A 17,406-nucleotide genomic window follows, 5' to 3' on the forward strand; every position below is an offset into this window, starting at 1 on the left:
CCCGGTTGGCACCGTGCCCTGGCCATACTGCTTATCGCGCCCCGTCCATGCTCACATCAGCGCTACCGCGTCACCGCGGGTGGGGGGCGCGCCCTTGCGACCCCACATTTCTTCACGACCATTGATGACCGCCGCCGAATGCCCGGTGCGGTTGCACATTCCCACTTGCCCGCGCGCAAGGTCGCGTACGGACACTCGCTTCATGTGCTTCTTCAACCCCAGCCGCATGAACCCTTCCCCTGGCCCGCGCTCATCCTCGCCATCGTTCAAACTGTGGATAGCCGCCTGGAAACTCCTTCTCGCCATACCATCGTTATTCTCCATCTGCGCGCGCTTGGCACTGACCGCAAACAAAAAATGCGCATCCTTGAGCATGTCTTTGTCTTGCCCGACAAACCTCGAACCGCGGGCACCTGCGGCCAGTTCGCGGTCACTGAGGGTGAGTTGGAAATCATCACGCATGATGACCCGATACCCTCCGTCGACGCGCTTGACCTCTTTGTAGATATCCGTGGGGCTCTGGCCAAATCGATGCATCGCCGCCTTGATGGCCGACACCGTCACGCAGTTACCATCAGGGCCCTGGCGAAATCCGCTCCAGATATTGTCCGCTTTGGCACCGTTGCGTTTGCTGGACAGGCCAGGGATATCCCGTGAGTGATTGGGTGCAGGTACTACGCGCTCAGGCAGAACGTGCGGGATGATCGCGGGTGACACGGTTTTTTTGTCAGGCACTTCATTACTTTCACTAAGCCGAAAGTTACACATTCGAGCAAAGAAAAAAGCCAGTGAATTCGGCACCTGAGTGCGCGTTTCTGATTTCCGCCCTGAATCTATTGCTTGCACCAGTTCCGAATCGGAATAACGACAGCTTCCCCGCGCAATGTATTTATCGACAGCAACAGGCTGAAGGTAAAGTTCATTACTGACAGCACGCGTATCACCACCTACCACTGTTCCTGCATCGATGATACGAGCAATGTTTTGAATTGAACCTATAGACATGTATTCCCCCTAAGCAGGTACCCCTGCGAATACTTATATCCGCGCAGGTACCTGTATTACTTCAAGCGTTAACGCCGGGAAATCAACTCAGGACTTGTACGCATTCCGAACATTTAACTGCCAGTTCCTTGCATTAAATTGAATTTCATCAGGGCCTGGGCTGGTCAATACCTCGCCGGGCTCTTCAGGCAATAGTTTGGAGGTGATATCCGGTACAACGGTAGAAGTTGGCGTCGCGTCCGGTGTGATACCGGCCTTGGCCTGCGCGCTACCTTCAGCGTTCGTGCCCTGCCTGGTCTCGACCTCCACCTTGACCTTGCCATCAGCGTTCTTGCCCGTTGTGGTACCGGCCTTGGCCTTGGCCTGCGCGTTACCTTCAGCGTTCGCGCTCTGCCTGGTCTCGACCTCGACCTTGACCTTGCCACCAGCGTTCGTGCCTGGTGTGGTACCGGTCTTGGCCTGGGCCTGCGCGTTACCTTCAGCGTTCGTGCCCCGCTTGGTCTCGACCTCGACCTTGACCTTGCCACCAGCGTTCGTGCCTGGTGTGGTACCGGTCTTGGCCTGGGCCTGCGCGTTACCTTCAGCGTTCGTGCCCCGCTTGGTCTCGACCTCGACCTTGACCTTGCCATCGGCATTCGTGCCCGGTGTGGTATCGGTCTTGGCCTGGGCCTGCGCGTTACCTTCAGCGTTCGTGCCCCGCTTGGTCTCGACCTCGACCTTGACCTTGCCATCGGCGTTCGTGCCCGGTGTGGTATCGGTCTTGGCCTGGGCCTGCACGTTACCTTCAGCGTTCGTGCCCCGCTTGGTCTCGACCTCGACCTTGACCTTGCCATCAGCGTTCGTGCCCGGTGTGGTATCGGTCTTGGCCTGGGCCTGCGCGTTACCTTCAGCGTTCGTGCCCCGCTTGGTCTCGACCTCGACCTTGACCTTGCCATCAGCGTCCTTGCCCGGTTTGATAGCGATCCTATTATCCGGCCGCATCTTCGACTTCGCGTCACTGTCCGCAGATTCAGGGCAGTGACAATGACCCACACTGACGTTTAAATGTACGTCCGATTTGGCATCGTTAGTCACGACGATCGAGGGTTGTGGTCCTCGCGGCATGCCAACGGACAGGTTCTGAACCGGCACTTCTGACGTCACCGCACCAGGAGTACTGGGTTGCAGCTTCACTTCAAACGTCTTCATATTCTGCTTGTCGGGATGCTGGTGCGCATTCGTTTTCACCAACGTTTTGTTTGAATCATGCAATATGTCAGGCGTTGTTTTCGGCCCCATGAACATTTCGCGCATGGCGCTGAAGATCTGTTCAAGCATGTCGAATAACTTAGTGAACGCAGCGCCAGGCACCATTACTTGATTGTTGAGAACCGGAGGTTTTTCATTCCGCAACCCCGCCTGGCTGATCGGAGTACCGCTGGACTGCACATTAGAATTGCCGGGGCTTTTTGCTGAGGCAACAGGTTTGTTATCCAGCGAAAACTGATCAACATTCACATGTGGCCGATTATTAAACGATACAGACATTAGCGAAATCCTTAGTTCAAACACCTGAAGCAGATAAAGATTCAGGAAAGAGAGAGATGTTTTGACGAACTGGAAGCAACAACGCCTCACAGTCACTATGTTCGTGGAAAGTTAGGCTATCGAGTTCCTAAAATCGCCACTCATATAAGGAAACCAAAAGGCAATATCAGACTTTGCCCCATGGACATTCGCCATAAGCCCTTGCGGCAAGCCGCTGATGCGCCTGAAGAACCGTCACACGCGCTAATAAACTGCGGACATGCAATTGATCGATAACATTCAAGCCCCCTCCAGCCGAAATTTTGTGCTAATTCGCGCGCGCAAAAAAAGAGCGCCAAAGGCGCTCTTTTCAGGTGAAGTGCATCAGGTCACAGGAGCCTGCCGAATGTCGGTCACGCTCAGGCGGCCACCGGATGGGCCATTCCCAGCAGGCGACTGACCTGCTGCAAATCCGTCTCCCGGCGCAAGGCCGTAAACAGCTCCACCGCCTGCGGGTAATTGCGCGTCAGCATCGCCAGCCACTGCTTCAAGCGGCCCGGCGCCTGCTTTTCGGTCAGTTGAGCGACGCACTGAGTCCAGAAATCCTGAAGCATGGGTTGCATTTGCGCCCAGGTCATTTCCACCACTTCCTCACCCGCTCGCGCCGCGGCAATCTGCCGCGCCAGGTCGGGGCGCGCCACCAGGCCGCGGCCGAGCATGATGTCTTCGGCGCCACTGATTTCGCGACAACGCTGCCAGTCTTCGACACTCCAGATGTCACCATTGGCGAACACCGGCACCTTGACCACGTCCTGCACACGCGGGATCCACTCCCAGTGGGCCGGCGGCTTGTAGCCATCGGTCTTGGTGCGCGCATGCACCACGATATGCGCCGCGCCACCCTCGGCCAGCGCCGTGGCGCACACCAACGCGCCGTCCGGGCTGTCGAAGCCCAGGCGCATCTTGGCGGTTACCGGAATATGGGCCGGAACGGCGCGACGCACATGCTCGACAATCTGGTTGAGCAGCTCCGGCTCCTTGAGCAGCACCGCACCGCCACGGGACTTGTTGACGGTCTTGGCCGGGCAGCCGAAGTTCAGGTCGATCACTTGCGAGCCCAACTCGCAGGCCAGGGCAGCGTTCTCGGCCAGGCACACCGGGTCGGAACCGAGCAATTGCACACGCAGGGGCACGCCGGCAGCGGTATGCGCACCGTGCAGCAACTCCGGAGCGAGTTTGTGAAAATAGGCAGGGGTGAGCAGGCGGTCGTTGACGCGAATGAACTCGGTCACGCACCAGTCAATACCGCCCACGCGGGTCAACACGTCACGCAGGATGTTGTCGACCAACCCCTCCATGGGTGCCAAAGCAATTTGCATGGGAAACACTCAACAAAAATCGTGGCGCAGTTTACTGGGTTTCCTACGCCAACCGTTAACCCCCTGTCAGGGCGGGGCCATAGCCTTCGATAAACTCGGCCGGCATGCGCTTGGGCTTGCCGCTGGAGAGTTCGATGCACACGAAGGTGGTTTGCGCGCGCAGCAGGGTTGCGCCGTCGCACGGACGTACCAGTTGAAACCGGCGGGTCATTTTCAGGCGCTGATCCCAATCGACAATCCAGGTGGCCAGTTGCAGCTCGTCGCCTTCATAGCCGGCGGCCAGGTAGTCGATCTCATGGCGTACCACGGCCATGGCTCGATCCAGGCGGCGGTATTCGGTGAGATCCAGCCCCAGCCGCTGGGAGTGGCGCCAGGCGCAGCGCTCGAGCCAGGAGACGTACACCGCGTTATTGGCGTGCCCCAGGCCGTCGATGTCTTCAGGAAAAACCTGCAGGTCAATGATAAACGGCGTTGCCAAGTCCCAGCCCATGCCTTGCTCCCAGTCGATTAATGTCGGCCGGGCAGTGTATCAGGCGCTCTTGCGCTCCTGTAAACCGCAGCCCGCCAACAGCGCCAGCACGCCGTCGATCACCCGCGTGTCGGCCAGCACTTTCTGGTGACCGCCCTGCTCCAGGCGCAGCAGGCGACTGTCGAACCAGGCATCGTGAATGGCTTGAGAGGCTTTGACCGGCACGAAGGTATCGTCTTCGGCATGCACGACCAGGCCGGGAAGGTTCATCTGATAGTGGGCCACATCCAGGTGCTTGAGCGGCATGCCGAACGTGTGCTCAACCTCCTGGATAAACGCCGAACGCGCCCGTGGTGGCAAGCCGACCATCTGGGTGAAGCCGCGCAGCACATCAAGAAAACGTGACGGTGCGGCAATACTGACCAACGCCCCGGTACGCAAGCCCAGTTGCACCGCGAGCATCGCACTGGCACCGCCCATGGAATGGCCAATCACCGCGTGCAGCGGTGGCAACTCGGCCGCCGCTTCCAGCATCGCGCGGGCAAACAGCAATACATGGGCTTCACGCCCCGGCGAACGACCGTGGGCGGGACCGTCCAGTGCAATCACCGAATAGCCGGTGTTGACCAATGCCGTGATCAAGCTGGCAAACTGGGTCGGCCGCCCTTCCCAACCATGCATCAGCAATACTGTCGGCCCCTGGCCCCAGCGCAGGGCCGACAAACCGAAGCGCAAGGTGATGCGCTCCGATTGCGCCAACAACGGCAGCTCCCAGTCACGTGGCGGCAGGTCGCGCGGGGTCATGAAGGTGCGACGCATCCTGCCGGCAACCATGCGCGGTGCCAGGCGGCCAACGGTGCCATTGAAACCACGAATCCAGGTGAAGGCGCCCATGATGTTCCCCTCTTCAGCGCACCGCCGACTTGGCCGCACGTATCACGCGATCCGACAACTCGCCCGGCCCCAGCGCTCGCGCCAGGGTCAGGCCACCCACCATCAAGGCCATGTCTGCCAGGGCCTTGTCGGTGTCTTCCGGGCTGCCGGCCAATTGCGCGACCATCAACTCGACATGCTCGCTCAATACCTCGCGAAACGCGTCCGGCAAACGGCCCATTTCGCCCACTGTGGCCGGCAAAGGGCACGCCTGGGAGGTGGAATCACGGTGTTTGCGCGACAGATAGAAGGCCGCCACCAGCGCCCGACGCTCTTCGCCGGTGAGCTGAGTGTCGATATCGTCGATGGAGGCGCGGCGCTGCGCCAGCAATTGGCTGAACGCCTCCAGCATCAGCGCGTCCTTGCTTTCGAAGTGCGCGTAAAAACCACCGACGGTCAGCCCCGCCGCGCCCATGACTTCACCGACGCTCGGCTCGGCCGGGCCACGCTGGACCAACGCAGCGCTGGCGGCTTGCAGAATGCGTTCGCGGGTTTGTGCTTTTTTATCGCTCATCAAAGCCTCCGACTCTCATGGGTTGGATATTATTACCATAATAATATTTAGCAAGCGACCGCCACGACCACTGGTCAGAACACAGGAAGAGCATTGAAAGGGAATTGGCCAAACGCCAGACAAACAAAAGGGCCATTCAATAATTGAATGACCCTTAAAAATCCCGCAGAGCGGGTAATCGTGGCGTCCCCTAGGGGACTCGAACCCCTGTTACCGCCGTGAAAGGGCGGTGTCCTAGGCCACTAGACGAAGGGGACACAAACCTTCTATACAACTGACCGCGCTGAGAACGGTCGATTCAAGGATGGAGTGGCCAAAACCTTGAACCTGTAAATTGGTGGAGCTAAACGGGATCGAACCGTTGACCTCTTGCATGCCATGCAAGCGCTCTCCCAGCTGAGCTATAGCCCCGGATTTTTCGTCTCGCGACGCAGCAGACCTTTCGAACCGCTGGTTGAAACTGGCGTCCCCTAGGGGACTCGAACCCCTGTTACCGCCGTGAAAGGGCGGTGTCCTAGGCCACTAGACGAAGGGGACAAAACCTTCTGTACAACGTGATCAGAGCTGAGACCTGATCGATTCAAGGACGGTGTGGCCAGACCTTGAACCTGTAAATTGGTGGAGCTAAACGGGATCGAACCGTTGACCTCTTGCATGCCATGCAAGCGCTCTCCCAGCTGAGCTATAGCCCCTCATCGGTGAGGACGGGGCGAATCTTAATGGCCGTTTGGAAGTGTGTCAAATTTATTTTCAACAATTTCCAAAATTTTTTGCCGGGATAACAATCACTTACCGACGAAACCCCGGAAAACCGGGGTTTCGTCGCTGCAGCGCCCTGCTTAAGCGATAGCGCCCAGCAGCTTTTCCCACTCTTTGTTTTCTTTCTTGGACACACCACCAAGCAAATCAAGGGCTTGGCGCAGACGGAAACGCGTGAGGTCCGGACCGAGGATTTCCATCGCATCAAGCACCGACACCGAACTGGCCTGCCCGGTGATCGCGGCAAACATCAACGGCATGGCATCGCGCAGCTTCAACTCCAGGGATTCCACCACTGCCTGGATGGTCGCGGTGATGGCGTCCTTCTCCCACTGGCGCAGGCTTTCGAGCTTCCACAGGATCAACTGCATCAGTTGGCGCACCTGGTCGCCCGAGAGCTTCTTGGACTCGAACAGCTTCGGATCAGGGTTAACGCCGCCCGCAAAGAAGAAACTGGCCAACGGTGCGACCTGGCTGAACGTTTCCACCCTGCCCTGCACCAGCGGCGCGATCTTCATCATGTAGTCGGGGTTCAACGCCCACTGCTGCACGCGGCTGGCGAATTCTTCCACCGGCAGATCACGCAGCCACTGGCCGTTGAGCCACGACAGCTTTTCGATATCAAAGATCGGCCCGCCCAGCGAAACACGGGACAGGTCGAAATTGTCCACCATTTCCTGCAGCGAGAACTTCTCGCGCTCGTCCGGCATCGACCAGCCCATGCGGCCCAGGTAGTTGAGCATGGCCTCAGGCATAAAGCCCATGCGCTCGTAAAAGGTCACCGAGGTCGGGTTCTTGCGCTTGGACAGCTTGCTCTTGTCCGGGTTACGCAGCAGCGGCATGTAGCACAACTGCGGCTGCTCCCAGCCGAAGTATTCGTAGAGCAGGATCAGCTTGGGCGCCGACGGCAGCCATTCTTCACCGCGCAGTACGTGGGTGATGCCCATCAGGTGGTCGTCGACCACGTTGGCCAGGAAGTACGTCGGCAGGCCGTCGGTCTTCATCAGCACCTGCATGTCCATGCGGTCCCACGGGATTTCGACGTCGCCGCGCAGCATGTCGGGCACCACGCACACGCCTTCGCTCGGCACCTTCATGCGGATCACATGGGGCTCGCCGGCGGCCAGGCGGCGCGCCACTTCTTCCTTGGACAGCAGCAGCGCGCGGCCGTCGTAGCGCGGGGTCTCGCCACGGGCCTGTTGCTCGGCGCGCATCTGATCGAGTTCTTCGGCGGTGCAGAAGCACGGGAACGCATGGCCCATGTCGACCAGTTGCTGGGTGTACTGCTTGTAGATGTCGCTGCGCTCGCTCTGACGATACGGACCGTGCGGGCCGCCGACATCCGGGCCTTCGGCCCAGGTGATGCCCAACCAGCGCAGGGCGTCGAAAATCTGCTGTTCCGACTCACGGGTGGAGCGCAGTTGATCGGTGTCTTCGATCCGCAGGATGAATTCACCGCCATGCTGCTTGGCAAAGCAGTAGTTGAACAAGGCGATGTAGGCAGTGCCGACGTGGGGATCCCCAGTGGGCGATGGCGCGATGCGCGTGCGGACGGTGGTCATGGCGGGTCTCGAATGGGCGATAAAGCTGAAAATTGAAACAAGGGGCGAATGTTAACAGCCTGGGGGTTTTCTGGAAAACCGAGGTGCGGCCATCGGGGGCAACTCCCCCTCCCACATTTGACCGGGTTCACGCATAAGAGTGTGGGAGGAGGCTTGGCCCCGATAAGGCCGGTGAAGCCACTGCAAATCAAACAGCCAACAAACGCTCGCGCAACTTGCCGATCTCATCACGCGTCTGCGCCGCCGCCTCAAACTCCAGATCCCGCGCCAACTGGTACATCTTCTCTTCCAACTGGCGAATGCGCTTGGTGATCTCACTCGGCGAGCGCAGCTCGTTCTCGTACTTGGCGCTTTCCTCGGCGGCCTTGGCCATGCCCTTGCGCTTCTTGCTGCGCGAACCGGGCACGGTGGCGCCTTCCATGATGTCGGCGACGTCCTTGAACACGCCCTTGGGGATGATGCCGTTTTCCAGGTTGAATGCGATCTGCTTGTCGCGCCGCCGCTGGGTCTCGCCGATCGCCCGCTCCATGGAGCCGGTGATGCGGTCCGCATAGAGAATCGCGCGGCCATTGAGGTTACGCGCCGCACGGCCGATGGTCTGGATCAACGAGCGCTCGGAGCGCAGGAAGCCTTCCTTGTCGGCATCCAGGATCGCCACCAGCGACACCTCCGGCATGTCCAGGCCTTCGCGCAGCAGGTTGATCCCCACCAGCACGTCAAAAGTGCCCAGGCGCAGGTCACGGATGATCTCCACACGCTCCACCGTATCGATGTCCGAGTGCAGGTAGCGCACCCGCACGCCGTGGTCGGCCAGGTAATCGGTCAAGTCTTCGGACATGCGCTTGGTCAGCGTGGTGACCAGTACGCGCTCTTCCAGGGCCACGCGCTTGTTGATTTCCGAGAGCAGGTCGTCGACCTGGGTCAGCGCCGGACGGATCTCGATCTCAGGGTCGACCAGGCCGGTCGGACGCACCAGTTGCTCGATCACGCGGCCTGCATGTTCGGCCTCGTAGTTGCCCGGCGTGGCCGAGACAAAGATCGTCTGCGGGCTGATGGCTTCCCATTCGTCGAAGCGCATCGGCCGGTTATCCAGCGCCGACGGCAGACGGAAACCATATTCCACCAGGGTTTCCTTGCGCGAACGGTCGCCCTTATACATCGCGCCCACTTGCGGCACGCTGACGTGGGATTCGTCGATCACCAGCAGCGCATCGTCCGGCAGGTAGTCATAGAGCGTCGGCGGCGGCGCGCCGGATTCACGGCCCGAGAGGTAGCGCGAGTAGTTTTCGATGCCATTGCAGTAGCCCAGCTCCAGGATCATCTCCAGGTCGAACCGGGTGCGTTGCTCCAGGCGCTGGGCCTCTACCAGTTTGTTGTTGGCGCGCAGGTAGTCCAGGCGCTCGGCCAACTCCACCTTGATGCCCTCGATGGCGCCCATCAGGGTTTCACGCGGGGTCACATAGTGGCTTTTCGGATAGAAGGTGAAGCGCGGCAGCTTGCGGATTACCTCGCCGGTCAACGGGTCGAAGGCCGAGAGGCTCTCGACTTCATCGTCGAACAGTTCGATGCGGATGGCTTCCAGGTCGGATTCGGCCGGGTAGATGTCGATCACATCGCCGCGCACGCGAAAAGTGGCGCGGGCAAAATCCATGTCGTTGCGGGTGTACTGCAAGCTCGTCAGGCGGCGCAGCAATTCACGCTGGTCGAGTTTGTCGCCGCGGTCGACGTGCAGCACCATCTTCAAATAGGTTTCCGGGCTGCCCAGGCCGTAGATGCATGACACGGTGGTGACAATGATCGCGTCCTTGCGCTCCAGCAGCGCCTTGGTCGCCGACAGACGCATCTGCTCGATATGGTCGTTGATCGACGCATCTTTCTCGATAAAGGTATCGGACGACGGCACATAGGCTTCGGGCTGGTAGTAGTCGTAGTAGGAAACGAAGTACTCCACCGCGTTGTTCGGGAAGAACGCCTTGAACTCACCGTACAACTGCGCGGCGAGGGTTTTGTTCGGCGCCAGCACCAGCGTCGGGCGGTTGATCTGCGCGATCACGTTGGCGATGCTGAAGGTCTTGCCTGAACCGGTCACCCCGAGCAGCGTCTGGTGCGCCAGGCCGGCTTCGATGCCTTCGACCATCTGGCGAATGGCTTCCGGTTGATCGCCGGCGGGTTCAAAGCGGGTGACGAGCTGGAAATCCGACATAACGTACCTCGTGAAGTCACCCCAGACTCGAAACCGCCAGGGACGAAATAGCTCAGCAACCCGCGAATAGTCGTCGCAGGCTGCAGGAAAAAACCATGATAGCTGTAGAAGTGGTGGCGAATGTGACGGGTTTCAAGGCAATCGCCCTCCCAGCCGTGCAGCAGCGTTGTTGCAATAAGACTAACGGTCGGCAAATAAACCGAAAAACTTGGCCGAAAAGCCGTTTCGGTGGTCGCCCTCAGCGGTGATGGCCTCTATACTAGCTCCCCGTTTGTGCACCGCTCTAGTGCATTCGGCTGGAGCGCGACACGTCCCTCCCTTCCCCCATAGAGCTGCCGCAAAAATGAGCCTGTTCTCCGCTGTCGAAATGGCACCACGCGATCCTATCCTGGGCCTCAACGAAGCATTCAACGCCGATACACGAACCACCAAGGTCAACCTTGGGGTCGGCGTTTACTGCGACGAGGAGGGGAAGATTCCACTCTTGCGTGCCGTTGCCGAAGCGGAAGCCATTCGCGTGGCGCAACATGCCGCCCGTGGCTACCTGCCGATCGACGGCATCGCCGCGTACGACAAGGCCGTGCAAACCCTGCTGTTCGGTGACGCGTCGCCACTGCTGCAAGCCGGCCGCGTGGTCACCGTGCAAGCCGTCGGTGGCACCGGTGCGCTGAAACTGGGCGCGGATTTCCTCAAGCAACTGCTGCCCGACGCGGTCGTCGCCATCAGCGACCCAAGCTGGGAAAACCACCGCGCGCTGTTCGAAACCGCCGGTTTCCCGGTGCAGAACTATCGCTACTACGACGCCGCCACCCACGACGTGAACCGTGCCGGCCTGCTCGAAGACCTCAATGCCCTGCCGCCGCAGTCCATCGTGGTGCTGCACGCCTGCTGCCACAACCCGACCGGCGTCGACCTGAGCCCGGCCGACTGGCAAAACGTGTTGGACGTGGTCAAGGCCAAGAACCTCATCCCCTTCCTCGACATGGCCTACCAGGGCTTTGGCGACGGCATCCACGAAGACGCCGCCGCGGTGCGCCTGTTCGCGGAATCGGGCCTGACGTTCTTCGTCTCCAGCTCGTTCTCCAAATCGTTCTCTCTGTATGGCGAACGTGTGGGCGCGCTGTCGATCGTCGGCGACTCCAAGGAAGAAAGCGCGCGCATCCTGTCCCAGGTCAAGCGTGTGATCCGCACCAACTACTCCAACCCACCGACCCACGGCGCGGCGATTGTGGCGGCCGTGTTGAACAACCCTGAGCTGCGCGCCCAGTGGGAAGCCGAACTGGCGGAGATGCGCCTGCGCATCCGTGGCATGCGCGAGCAGATGGTGGCCGAACTGGCCAAGGCTGCCCCGGGCCACGATTTCAGCTTCGTCGGCCGTCAGCGTGGGATGTTCTCCTACTCCGGCCTCACCGTTGAGCAAGTCGGCCGCCTGCGCAGCGAGTTTGGCATCTATGCGCTGGATACCGGGCGTATCTGCGTTGCGGCGCTGAACCAGGCAAACATTGCTGCGGTCACAAAGGCCATCGTCCAGGTGCTGTAAACCTGCTGGCGCGGCACAGGAGGGGAAGCCGATGGCTTCCCCTTTTTCGTCTCCAGCCCCTAGACTGAACCCTGATCGCCCCTTTGCTGTGAGAGCCTTATGAGAAACGATGACCTGGACCTGCGTGCCGACCGCGACGAACTGCACAACTACACCCCACGCGCGCCGCACGCCAAACGCCAGAAAAGCCTGGTGCTGCAAGTGGCGCTGGGGGTGTTCCTGGGGGGCTTGGCGTTATGGCTGGTGCAGTTGGGCGCAACGGCAATCATGGCCAAACTGGCCATGGGCACCTTCCAGTTCGGCGGCTGAAACCGGGTCAATGCGGGAGGGGCAAGCCCTCTCCCACATTAAGACACCGACGCTTTCAGATTGCGTTCCTCCAGCAGGTTTACAAAGCTGTTCAAGCTCTGCGACACCGTGCCTCGCCGCCAGATCAGCCAGGTATTCAAGAAGCGGAATGTATCGGCCAGCGGCCACACACTCACCGCCGCACACCCCGGCATGCTTTCCAGCATGCTGCGCGGCATCAGCGCCAGCCCGGCGCCGGCGCTGACGCACGCCAACATGCCGTGGTACGACTCGATCTCGAAGATCTTGCCCGGTACGGCACCATCCTGTGAAAACCAGCGCTCGAAGTGGTGCCGGTAGGAACAGTTCGAGCGGAACGTATAGATGTTCTCGCCATTCACGTCCTGCCCGCGCGTGATCGGCGCGTGATGCAGCGGCGCTATCACCACCATCTCTTCTTCGAACACGGCCACGCCTTCCAGGGTCGAGTGCAGCACCGGACCATCGACAAACGCCGCCGTCAGGCGCCCCGACAGCACACCTTCGATCATCGTGCCCGACGGCCCGGTACTCAGGTCCAGTTCGACCTTGGTGTGCTTCTGGTTGTACGCCGCCAGCAACGCCGGAATACGCACCGCCGCCGTGCTTTCCAGCGAACCCAGGGCGAACGCCCCCTGGGGCTCCTCCCCCGCTACCGTGGCGCGGGCCTCTTGCACCAGGTCGAGAATGCGCCGCGCATAGCCGAGGAAATTCCAGCCAGCCGGCGACAGGCGCAGACGGCTCTTTTCGCGAATGAACAATTCCACGCCCAGGTCCTGCTCCAGTTGCTTGATGCGCGTGGTCAGGTTCGACGGCACGCGATGAATCAACTGCGCGGCGGCACTGATGCTGCCTTGCTCGGCAACGGCCTTGAAGATTTCCAGTTGCACCAGGTCCAAGTCATTCTCCAATCGTGAATGTATTGCTCAATATTATTCAGTTTCCAGAAAACATAAAGCTCCGTAGGCTGAACTCATTCCACTCATTCAGCCGGACGGTGCCATGAACATGATTTCCCACCCGACCCACGCCCTGTCGATCAACCCCGCCAATGGCGAAACCGTCGGCAGCTACCCTTACGAAACCGCCTCGCAGCTGGACGCCGCCCTCAACCGCGCCACCGCAGCCTTTCGCACCTGGCGCCGCCAACCGGTGAGCCAGCGCGCCGAACGGCTGCTGGCCCTGGCCAGTGCATTGCGCGAGCAAGCCGAAGCCATGGCACAGATGATCACCCTGGAAATGGGCAAACCCATCGCCCAGGCCCGTGCCGAAATCGAGAAATGCGCGCAACTGAGTGAATGGTACGCCGCCCAAGGCCCGGCCATGCTTGAGCCGGAGCCGACCCTGGTGGACAACGGCACCGCCCACATCGAATACCGCCCATTGGGCCCGATCCTCGCCGTGATGCCGTGGAACTTCCCGGTATGGCAGGTACTGCGTGGCGCGGTACCAACCATGCTCGCGGGCAATACCTATGTACTCAAACACGCACCGAACGTGATGGGCAGCGCCTACCTGATCCAGCAAGCCTTCCAGAAAGCCGGTTTTGCCGAGGGCCTGTTCGAAGTGATCAACGTGACCACCGACGGCGTCTCCAGCGCCATCGCCGACCCACGCATCGCCGCCATCACCCTCACCGGCAGCGTGCGTGCCGGTATCGCCATCGGCTCCCAGGCCGGTGCAGCGCTGAAAAAATGCGTGCTGGAATTGGGCGGCTCCGACCCGTTTATCGTGCTTAACGACGCCGACCTTGATGCCGCCGCGCAGGCCGCCGTGATCGGGCGTTTCCAGAACAGCGGCCAGGTCTGCGCCGCCGCCAAGCGCCTGATTATCGAAGCCGGTGTGGTGGAAGCCTTCACGGCTAAATTCGTCGAGGCCAGCCGCAAACTGGTGATGGGCGACCCGACTTCGACCGACACCTACGTCGGCCCGATGGCGCGTTTCGATCTGCGTGATGAGCTGCATGGCCAGGTCCAGGCGACCTTGGAAGAAGGCGCGACCTTGCTGCTCGGCGGCAATAAAGTCGCCGGTGCCGGCAACTATTACGAGCCGACCGTACTGGCAAACGTCACCGACCAGATGACCTCGTTCAAACAGGAACTGTTCGGCCCGGTGGCCTCGATCATTACCGCCCGCGATGCCGACCACGCCGTGGCCCTGGCCAACGACAGCGAGTTCGGCCTCACCGCCAGCATTTTCACCACCGATGCGGCGAAGGCGCGGCACATCGCCAACCAGCTGGACACCGGCGGGATCTTCGTCAACGCCTTCAGCGTGTCCGACCCTCGGGTGGCGTTTGGCGGTGTGAAAAAGAGCGGGTTCGGCCGTGAACTGTCGCACTTCGGCGTGCGCGAGTTCTGCAACGCGCAGACCGTGTGGCTGGATCGCAAATAACAGGTCCTGGGGAGCTGCGCTGTTTTGACGTTAAACGATGCCTCAACAGCGAACATGCCGGCGTACACACTGCACCAACCCATCCAGCGCCTGGGATTTCACCGGCGCCAGCACACACACCGTGTGCTCGCGCTCACCCTCGGTCACCGTCAGGGTGTAATGCACCTGGCCGGGTTTACCCGGCTCTGGAGCGGTACTTTGCGGCAACTGAAAGAAGTCAGACGCCTCGACCAGTTGCCGCAGCTCTTGCCTCTCCGGCTCGGGCAGCGCGTCCAGTTCGACGCTGTGAGGCTTGGCCAGGCCCGGAAAAAACGCCGGGCCGCCGTTTTCCTTGATTGAAATTCGCATGACTGTTCCTCGCCGCCCTGGCGGCTTGTCAGACATTGATGCCCACCGCTTTCCAACCGTCCTTGACCGCCTTCTGCTCTTCCTTGTTGATGCCGTACAGCCGACCGGCGACATCGTAAGTGATACGGGCAAAACGCAAAAAGCCCGAGTTCGGCCGCAGCCGCGCATCACGCAAGGCGTCGTACCAGATGCGACCGGCGCGCTCCCAGGCGAACCCACCCAGCCGGGTGGCCACCTGATAGAACGCATGGTTGGGAATACCGGAATTGATATGCACGCCGCCATTGTCGTCGTAGGTCTGCACAAAATCATCCATGTGTCCGGGTTGAGGGTCCTTGCCCAGCAGCTTGTCATCGAACGCCGTACCGGGGGCCTGCATCGAACGCAGCGCGGTGCCTTTGATTTTCTGGGTAAACAGCCCTTTGCCGATCAACCAGTCGGCGTCTTCGGCCTTCTGCTGCAACGCGTGCTGCTTGATCAGTGAGCCGAACACATCCGACAGCGACTCGTTCAACGCGCCGGACTGGTTGAAATACATCAGCTTGGCCTCATCCTCGGTCACGCCATGGGCCAACTCATGACCAATCACGTCGAGGGCCACGGTGAAGCGGTTGAACAACTGCCCGTCGCCATCGCCAAACACCATCTGGGTCGAGTTCCAGAAGGCATTGTTGTAGTCCTTGCCAAAATGCACGGTGGCGTCCAGCGCCATGCCGGCATCGTCGATGGAGTTGCGGTCGAATACCTCGTCGAAAAAGTCGAAGGTCGCGCCCAGGCCGTCATAGGCTTCGTCGACCGCCGCATCACCACTGGCGGGCTGCCCCTCGCCGCGGATCAGTTTGCCGGGCAGGGTGTCGGTGCCGTCGGCGCTGTAGATTGAGCGGCGTTTGCCCGCTCCCATGGCCACGGCCATGTGGGCCGGGCCTCGGGCAGGCACGGCGAGCATGCGCAACGAGCGGAATGTGCTGTCCTTGGCCCGTGTGCGTAACGCAATTTCACGCTGGGCTTTATCACCGTGACGGGCGATCTGATCGAGCATGTACGGAGGAATCAGGCAAAAAATCGGATTGCGGTGGTGGCGAACACACATAAGCTGGCTCCATTCTGGCGTGTGGTGAACTCCGGATAACCGTTTCAGGATAGTCCGGCTGTCAGTGCCTGGCCTAAATTGTCATGAACCTATGTTGCAGTATGTTTATCTCAGGCCCGCAAGGAGCAGCCCATGCCCGCACGTAAAGTCAATGTCGACCTGTCCCACCGCCCCAGGCTCGCCGATCTGCGCCCGTTGATCGCGCCCTTTCCCACACTCCTGGAGGCCAGGGCCCCGACGCCGCGCACCACGCCGGCCAAGGACCTGCACAACCGCAGCGGTTACGCTGAAGACTTCCTCGGCAGTTTCGTGGTGCCATGGCCTACGGTCAACGAAACGTTGGCGGCTGACGTGCAACCACGGCTGGACTACACGCACTTTTCCATCACGATGTCACGCTCCCGACGACTGGCCCACTATGTGGGGGTCAACATCGACGGCGCACGGCATGTGGACATCGTGCGCAGCAACGACAGCTGGGCCTACGACGGCCGCCTGCCGCTCGACGCCCAAGTGGGCGAGGACCTCTACGCCGGCAACGGCCTGGACCGCGGCCATCTGGTACGGCGCCAGGACCCCAACTGGGGCGACGAGGCAACCACCGCCAACCTCGACACCTTCCATTTCACCAACTGCTCACCGCAGATGAGCGGCTTCAACCAGAAGACCTGGCTCGAACTCGAAGACTATCTCCTCGACAACACCCAGCGCTGGAAAGCCCGTGCCACGGTGTTCACCGGCCCGGTCTTCGCCGACGACGACCGCCTGTACCGTGGCGTCAAAATCCCCAAGGCATTCTGGAAAGTCGTCGCGTACCTGAGCGACGATGGCAAGCCTTCAGCCAGCGCCTACATGATCGACCAAAGCCGTGAACTGGGTCAGCTCGACCTGGTCTTCGGGCAGCTCAGAACCTACCAGCGCAGCGTGATCCAGATCGAAGGCTTGACCGGCATTCGCTTTGGCAACCTGGCCGATTACGACGGGTTCAGCAATGAAGAGCGCGCTACCGGGACGCGCATCGAAGCGCTGATCCGGGGGCCTGAAGATATTCGCGTGTGACCGGGCTCACTTCGACCTCCCGCTCCCGCGCCGAATCAACTACCATACCGCCGCCGGTTCCCCCACGGGACTAATAGGGAATTCGAAGCGCCGCCCGCGGCGCCAATCGAAACTGCCCCCGCAACTGTAGGTGCCGAGCCTGCTCCTCAACGCCACTGGACACCGTCCGGGAAGGCTGGAGCGAGGCGACGACGCATCAGTCAGGAGACCTGCCGGCCCAGCAACATCACTACCGGCGGGGTGTCCGGGAAGGACATCCTCGCCTGCCCGAGCGGCAGCGTTCGAGGGCGTATTTCCGAGCCGTACCTCCCCTGCTTC

15 protein-coding genes, 4 tRNA genes and 1 riboswitch are annotated in these 17,406 nt (G+C 60.7%); of the genes, 4 read left to right on the forward strand and 15 right to left on the reverse strand.

The annotated features are described in order from the left end of the window. Positions 1-51: 51 nt before the first annotated feature. From PSH66_RS19935 to uvrB, 12 genes are all read right to left on the reverse strand, one after another. Positions 52-1,005 carry a hypothetical protein gene (locus PSH66_RS19935; RefSeq protein ID WP_305427504.1) on the reverse strand — a complete coding sequence of 318 codons (954 nt, stop codon included), beginning with the start codon at positions 1,003-1,005 and terminating at the stop codon, positions 52-54. 87 nt (positions 1,006-1,092) lie between these two features. Beyond that, on the reverse strand, positions 1,093-2,532 hold the full coding sequence (locus PSH66_RS19940; protein WP_305427505.1) for a hypothetical protein: 1,440 nt from the start codon (positions 2,530-2,532) through the stop codon (positions 1,093-1,095). Between the two features lie 398 nt (positions 2,533-2,930). Further along, a complete protein-coding gene (locus tag PSH66_RS19945; RefSeq protein WP_141063202.1) occupies positions 2,931-3,890 on the reverse strand; it encodes a tRNA-dihydrouridine synthase in 960 nt (319 codons plus the stop codon). Between the two features lie 55 nt (positions 3,891-3,945). After that, positions 3,946-4,380: a thioesterase family protein gene (locus tag PSH66_RS19950; RefSeq protein ID WP_003175108.1), complete on the reverse strand. Its 435-nt coding sequence runs from the start codon at positions 4,378-4,380 to the stop codon at positions 3,946-3,948. A 39-nt stretch (positions 4,381-4,419) separates the two neighbouring features. Further along, on the reverse strand, positions 4,420-5,253 hold the full coding sequence (locus PSH66_RS19955; protein WP_003175109.1) for an alpha/beta hydrolase: 834 nt from the start codon (positions 5,251-5,253) through the stop codon (positions 4,420-4,422). A gap of 13 nt (positions 5,254-5,266) precedes the next feature. Beyond that, positions 5,267-5,806, reverse strand: a complete 540-nt coding sequence (locus PSH66_RS19960) for a TetR/AcrR family transcriptional regulator (protein ID WP_003175110.1) — start codon at positions 5,804-5,806, stop codon at positions 5,267-5,269. A 181-nt stretch (positions 5,807-5,987) separates the two neighbouring features. Next, positions 5,988-6,063 (reverse strand) — tRNA-Glu (locus tag PSH66_RS19965). Between the two features lie 78 nt (positions 6,064-6,141). Continuing rightward, positions 6,142-6,217: transfer RNA gene (locus tag PSH66_RS19970), tRNA-Ala, on the reverse strand. Between the two features lie 50 nt (positions 6,218-6,267). Beyond that, positions 6,268-6,343, reverse strand: a tRNA-Glu gene (locus PSH66_RS19975). 79 nt (positions 6,344-6,422) lie between these two features. Continuing rightward, positions 6,423-6,498: transfer RNA gene (locus PSH66_RS19980), tRNA-Ala, on the reverse strand. A 147-nt stretch (positions 6,499-6,645) separates the two neighbouring features. Further along, positions 6,646-8,127 (reverse strand): glutamate--tRNA ligase, encoded by a 1,482-nt coding sequence (gene gltX / locus PSH66_RS19985; protein ID WP_003175111.1) that lies wholly within the window; start codon positions 8,125-8,127, stop codon positions 6,646-6,648. 187 nt (positions 8,128-8,314) lie between these two features. Continuing rightward, complete coding sequence (gene uvrB / locus PSH66_RS19990) at positions 8,315-10,330, reverse strand: excinuclease ABC subunit UvrB (protein WP_003175112.1); 2,016 nt, start codon at positions 10,328-10,330, stop codon at positions 8,315-8,317. Between the two features lie 343 nt (positions 10,331-10,673). On the opposite strand from uvrB, the gene PSH66_RS19995 reads away from it, so the two are divergent. Then, the gene (locus tag PSH66_RS19995; RefSeq protein ID WP_305427506.1) at positions 10,674-11,870 is read left to right on the forward strand and encodes an amino acid aminotransferase; all 1,197 of its coding nucleotides are present in this window, start codon (positions 10,674-10,676) and stop codon (positions 11,868-11,870) included. A gap of 99 nt (positions 11,871-11,969) precedes the next feature. Next, positions 11,970-12,179, forward strand: a complete 210-nt coding sequence (locus tag PSH66_RS20000; RefSeq protein ID WP_305427507.1) for a hypothetical protein — start codon at positions 11,970-11,972, stop codon at positions 12,177-12,179. A gap of 38 nt (positions 12,180-12,217) precedes the next feature. Here PSH66_RS20000 and PSH66_RS20005 read toward each other — a convergent pair whose 3' ends face one another. Beyond that, positions 12,218-13,096 (reverse strand): LysR family transcriptional regulator, encoded by an 879-nt coding sequence (locus tag PSH66_RS20005; RefSeq protein WP_003175115.1) that lies wholly within the window; start codon positions 13,094-13,096, stop codon positions 12,218-12,220. A gap of 103 nt (positions 13,097-13,199) precedes the next feature. Between PSH66_RS20005 and PSH66_RS20010 the strand changes: the two genes are divergently transcribed. Beyond that, the gene (locus PSH66_RS20010) at positions 13,200-14,591 is read left to right on the forward strand and encodes an aldehyde dehydrogenase family protein (protein ID WP_305427508.1); all 1,392 of its coding nucleotides are present in this window, start codon (positions 13,200-13,202) and stop codon (positions 14,589-14,591) included. Positions 14,592-14,633: 42 nt separating this feature from the next. Here PSH66_RS20010 and PSH66_RS20015 read toward each other — a convergent pair whose 3' ends face one another. Further along, a complete protein-coding gene (locus tag PSH66_RS20015) occupies positions 14,634-14,939 on the reverse strand; it encodes a protealysin inhibitor emfourin (protein ID WP_003175118.1) in 306 nt (101 codons plus the stop codon). Positions 14,940-14,967: 28 nt separating this feature from the next. Beyond that, positions 14,968-16,029: a M4 family metallopeptidase gene (locus tag PSH66_RS20020; protein ID WP_305427509.1), complete on the reverse strand. Its 1,062-nt coding sequence runs from the start codon at positions 16,027-16,029 to the stop codon at positions 14,968-14,970. A 132-nt stretch (positions 16,030-16,161) separates the two neighbouring features. Between PSH66_RS20020 and PSH66_RS20025 the strand changes: the two genes are divergently transcribed. Continuing rightward, positions 16,162-17,088 (forward strand): DNA/RNA non-specific endonuclease, encoded by a 927-nt coding sequence (locus PSH66_RS20025; RefSeq protein WP_141063205.1) that lies wholly within the window; start codon positions 16,162-16,164, stop codon positions 17,086-17,088. 37 nt (positions 17,089-17,125) lie between these two features. After that, positions 17,126-17,320: riboswitch (cobalamin riboswitch) on the forward strand. The last annotated feature ends 86 nt before the right edge of the window (positions 17,321-17,406 follow it).

It is taken from the genome of Pseudomonas sp. FP597, from assembly GCF_030687435.1.
GTDB classification, from domain to species: domain Bacteria; phylum Pseudomonadota; class Gammaproteobacteria; order Pseudomonadales; family Pseudomonadaceae; genus Aquipseudomonas; species Aquipseudomonas lactucae.

What these genes read in the sequence shown, in the direction of transcription:
- PSH66_RS19935 (WP_305427504.1), bottom strand. Translation starts at nt 1,005, where the DNA reads ATGTCTATAGGTTCAATTCAAAACATTGCTCGTATCATCGATGCAGGA.
- PSH66_RS19940 (WP_305427505.1), bottom strand. Translation starts at nt 2,532, where the DNA reads ATGTCTGTATCGTTTAATAATCGGCCACATGTGAATGTTGATCAGTTT.
- PSH66_RS19945 (WP_141063202.1), bottom strand. Translation starts at nt 3,890, where the DNA reads ATGCAAATTGCTTTGGCACCCATGGAGGGGTTGGTCGACAACATCCTG.
- PSH66_RS19950 (WP_003175108.1), bottom strand. Translation starts at nt 4,380, where the DNA reads ATGGGCTGGGACTTGGCAACGCCGTTTATCATTGACCTGCAGGTTTTT.
- PSH66_RS19955 (WP_003175109.1), bottom strand. Translation starts at nt 5,253, where the DNA reads ATGGGCGCCTTCACCTGGATTCGTGGTTTCAATGGCACCGTTGGCCGC.
- PSH66_RS19960 (WP_003175110.1), bottom strand. Translation starts at nt 5,806, where the DNA reads ATGAGCGATAAAAAAGCACAAACCCGCGAACGCATTCTGCAAGCCGCC.
- gltX (WP_003175111.1), bottom strand. Translation starts at nt 8,127, where the DNA reads ATGACCACCGTCCGCACGCGCATCGCGCCATCGCCCACTGGGGATCCC.
- uvrB (WP_003175112.1), bottom strand. Translation starts at nt 10,330, where the DNA reads ATGTCGGATTTCCAGCTCGTCACCCGCTTTGAACCCGCCGGCGATCAA.
- PSH66_RS19995 (WP_305427506.1), top strand. Translation starts at nt 10,674, where the DNA reads ATGAGCCTGTTCTCCGCTGTCGAAATGGCACCACGCGATCCTATCCTG.
- PSH66_RS20000 (WP_305427507.1), top strand. Translation starts at nt 11,970, where the DNA reads ATGAGAAACGATGACCTGGACCTGCGTGCCGACCGCGACGAACTGCAC.
- PSH66_RS20010 (WP_305427508.1), top strand. Translation starts at nt 13,200, where the DNA reads ATGAACATGATTTCCCACCCGACCCACGCCCTGTCGATCAACCCCGCC.
- PSH66_RS20015 (WP_003175118.1), bottom strand. Translation starts at nt 14,939, where the DNA reads ATGCGAATTTCAATCAAGGAAAACGGCGGCCCGGCGTTTTTTCCGGGC.
- PSH66_RS20020 (WP_305427509.1), bottom strand. Translation starts at nt 16,029, where the DNA reads ATGTGTGTTCGCCACCACCGCAATCCGATTTTTTGCCTGATTCCTCCG.
- PSH66_RS20025 (WP_141063205.1), top strand. Translation starts at nt 16,162, where the DNA reads ATGCCCGCACGTAAAGTCAATGTCGACCTGTCCCACCGCCCCAGGCTC.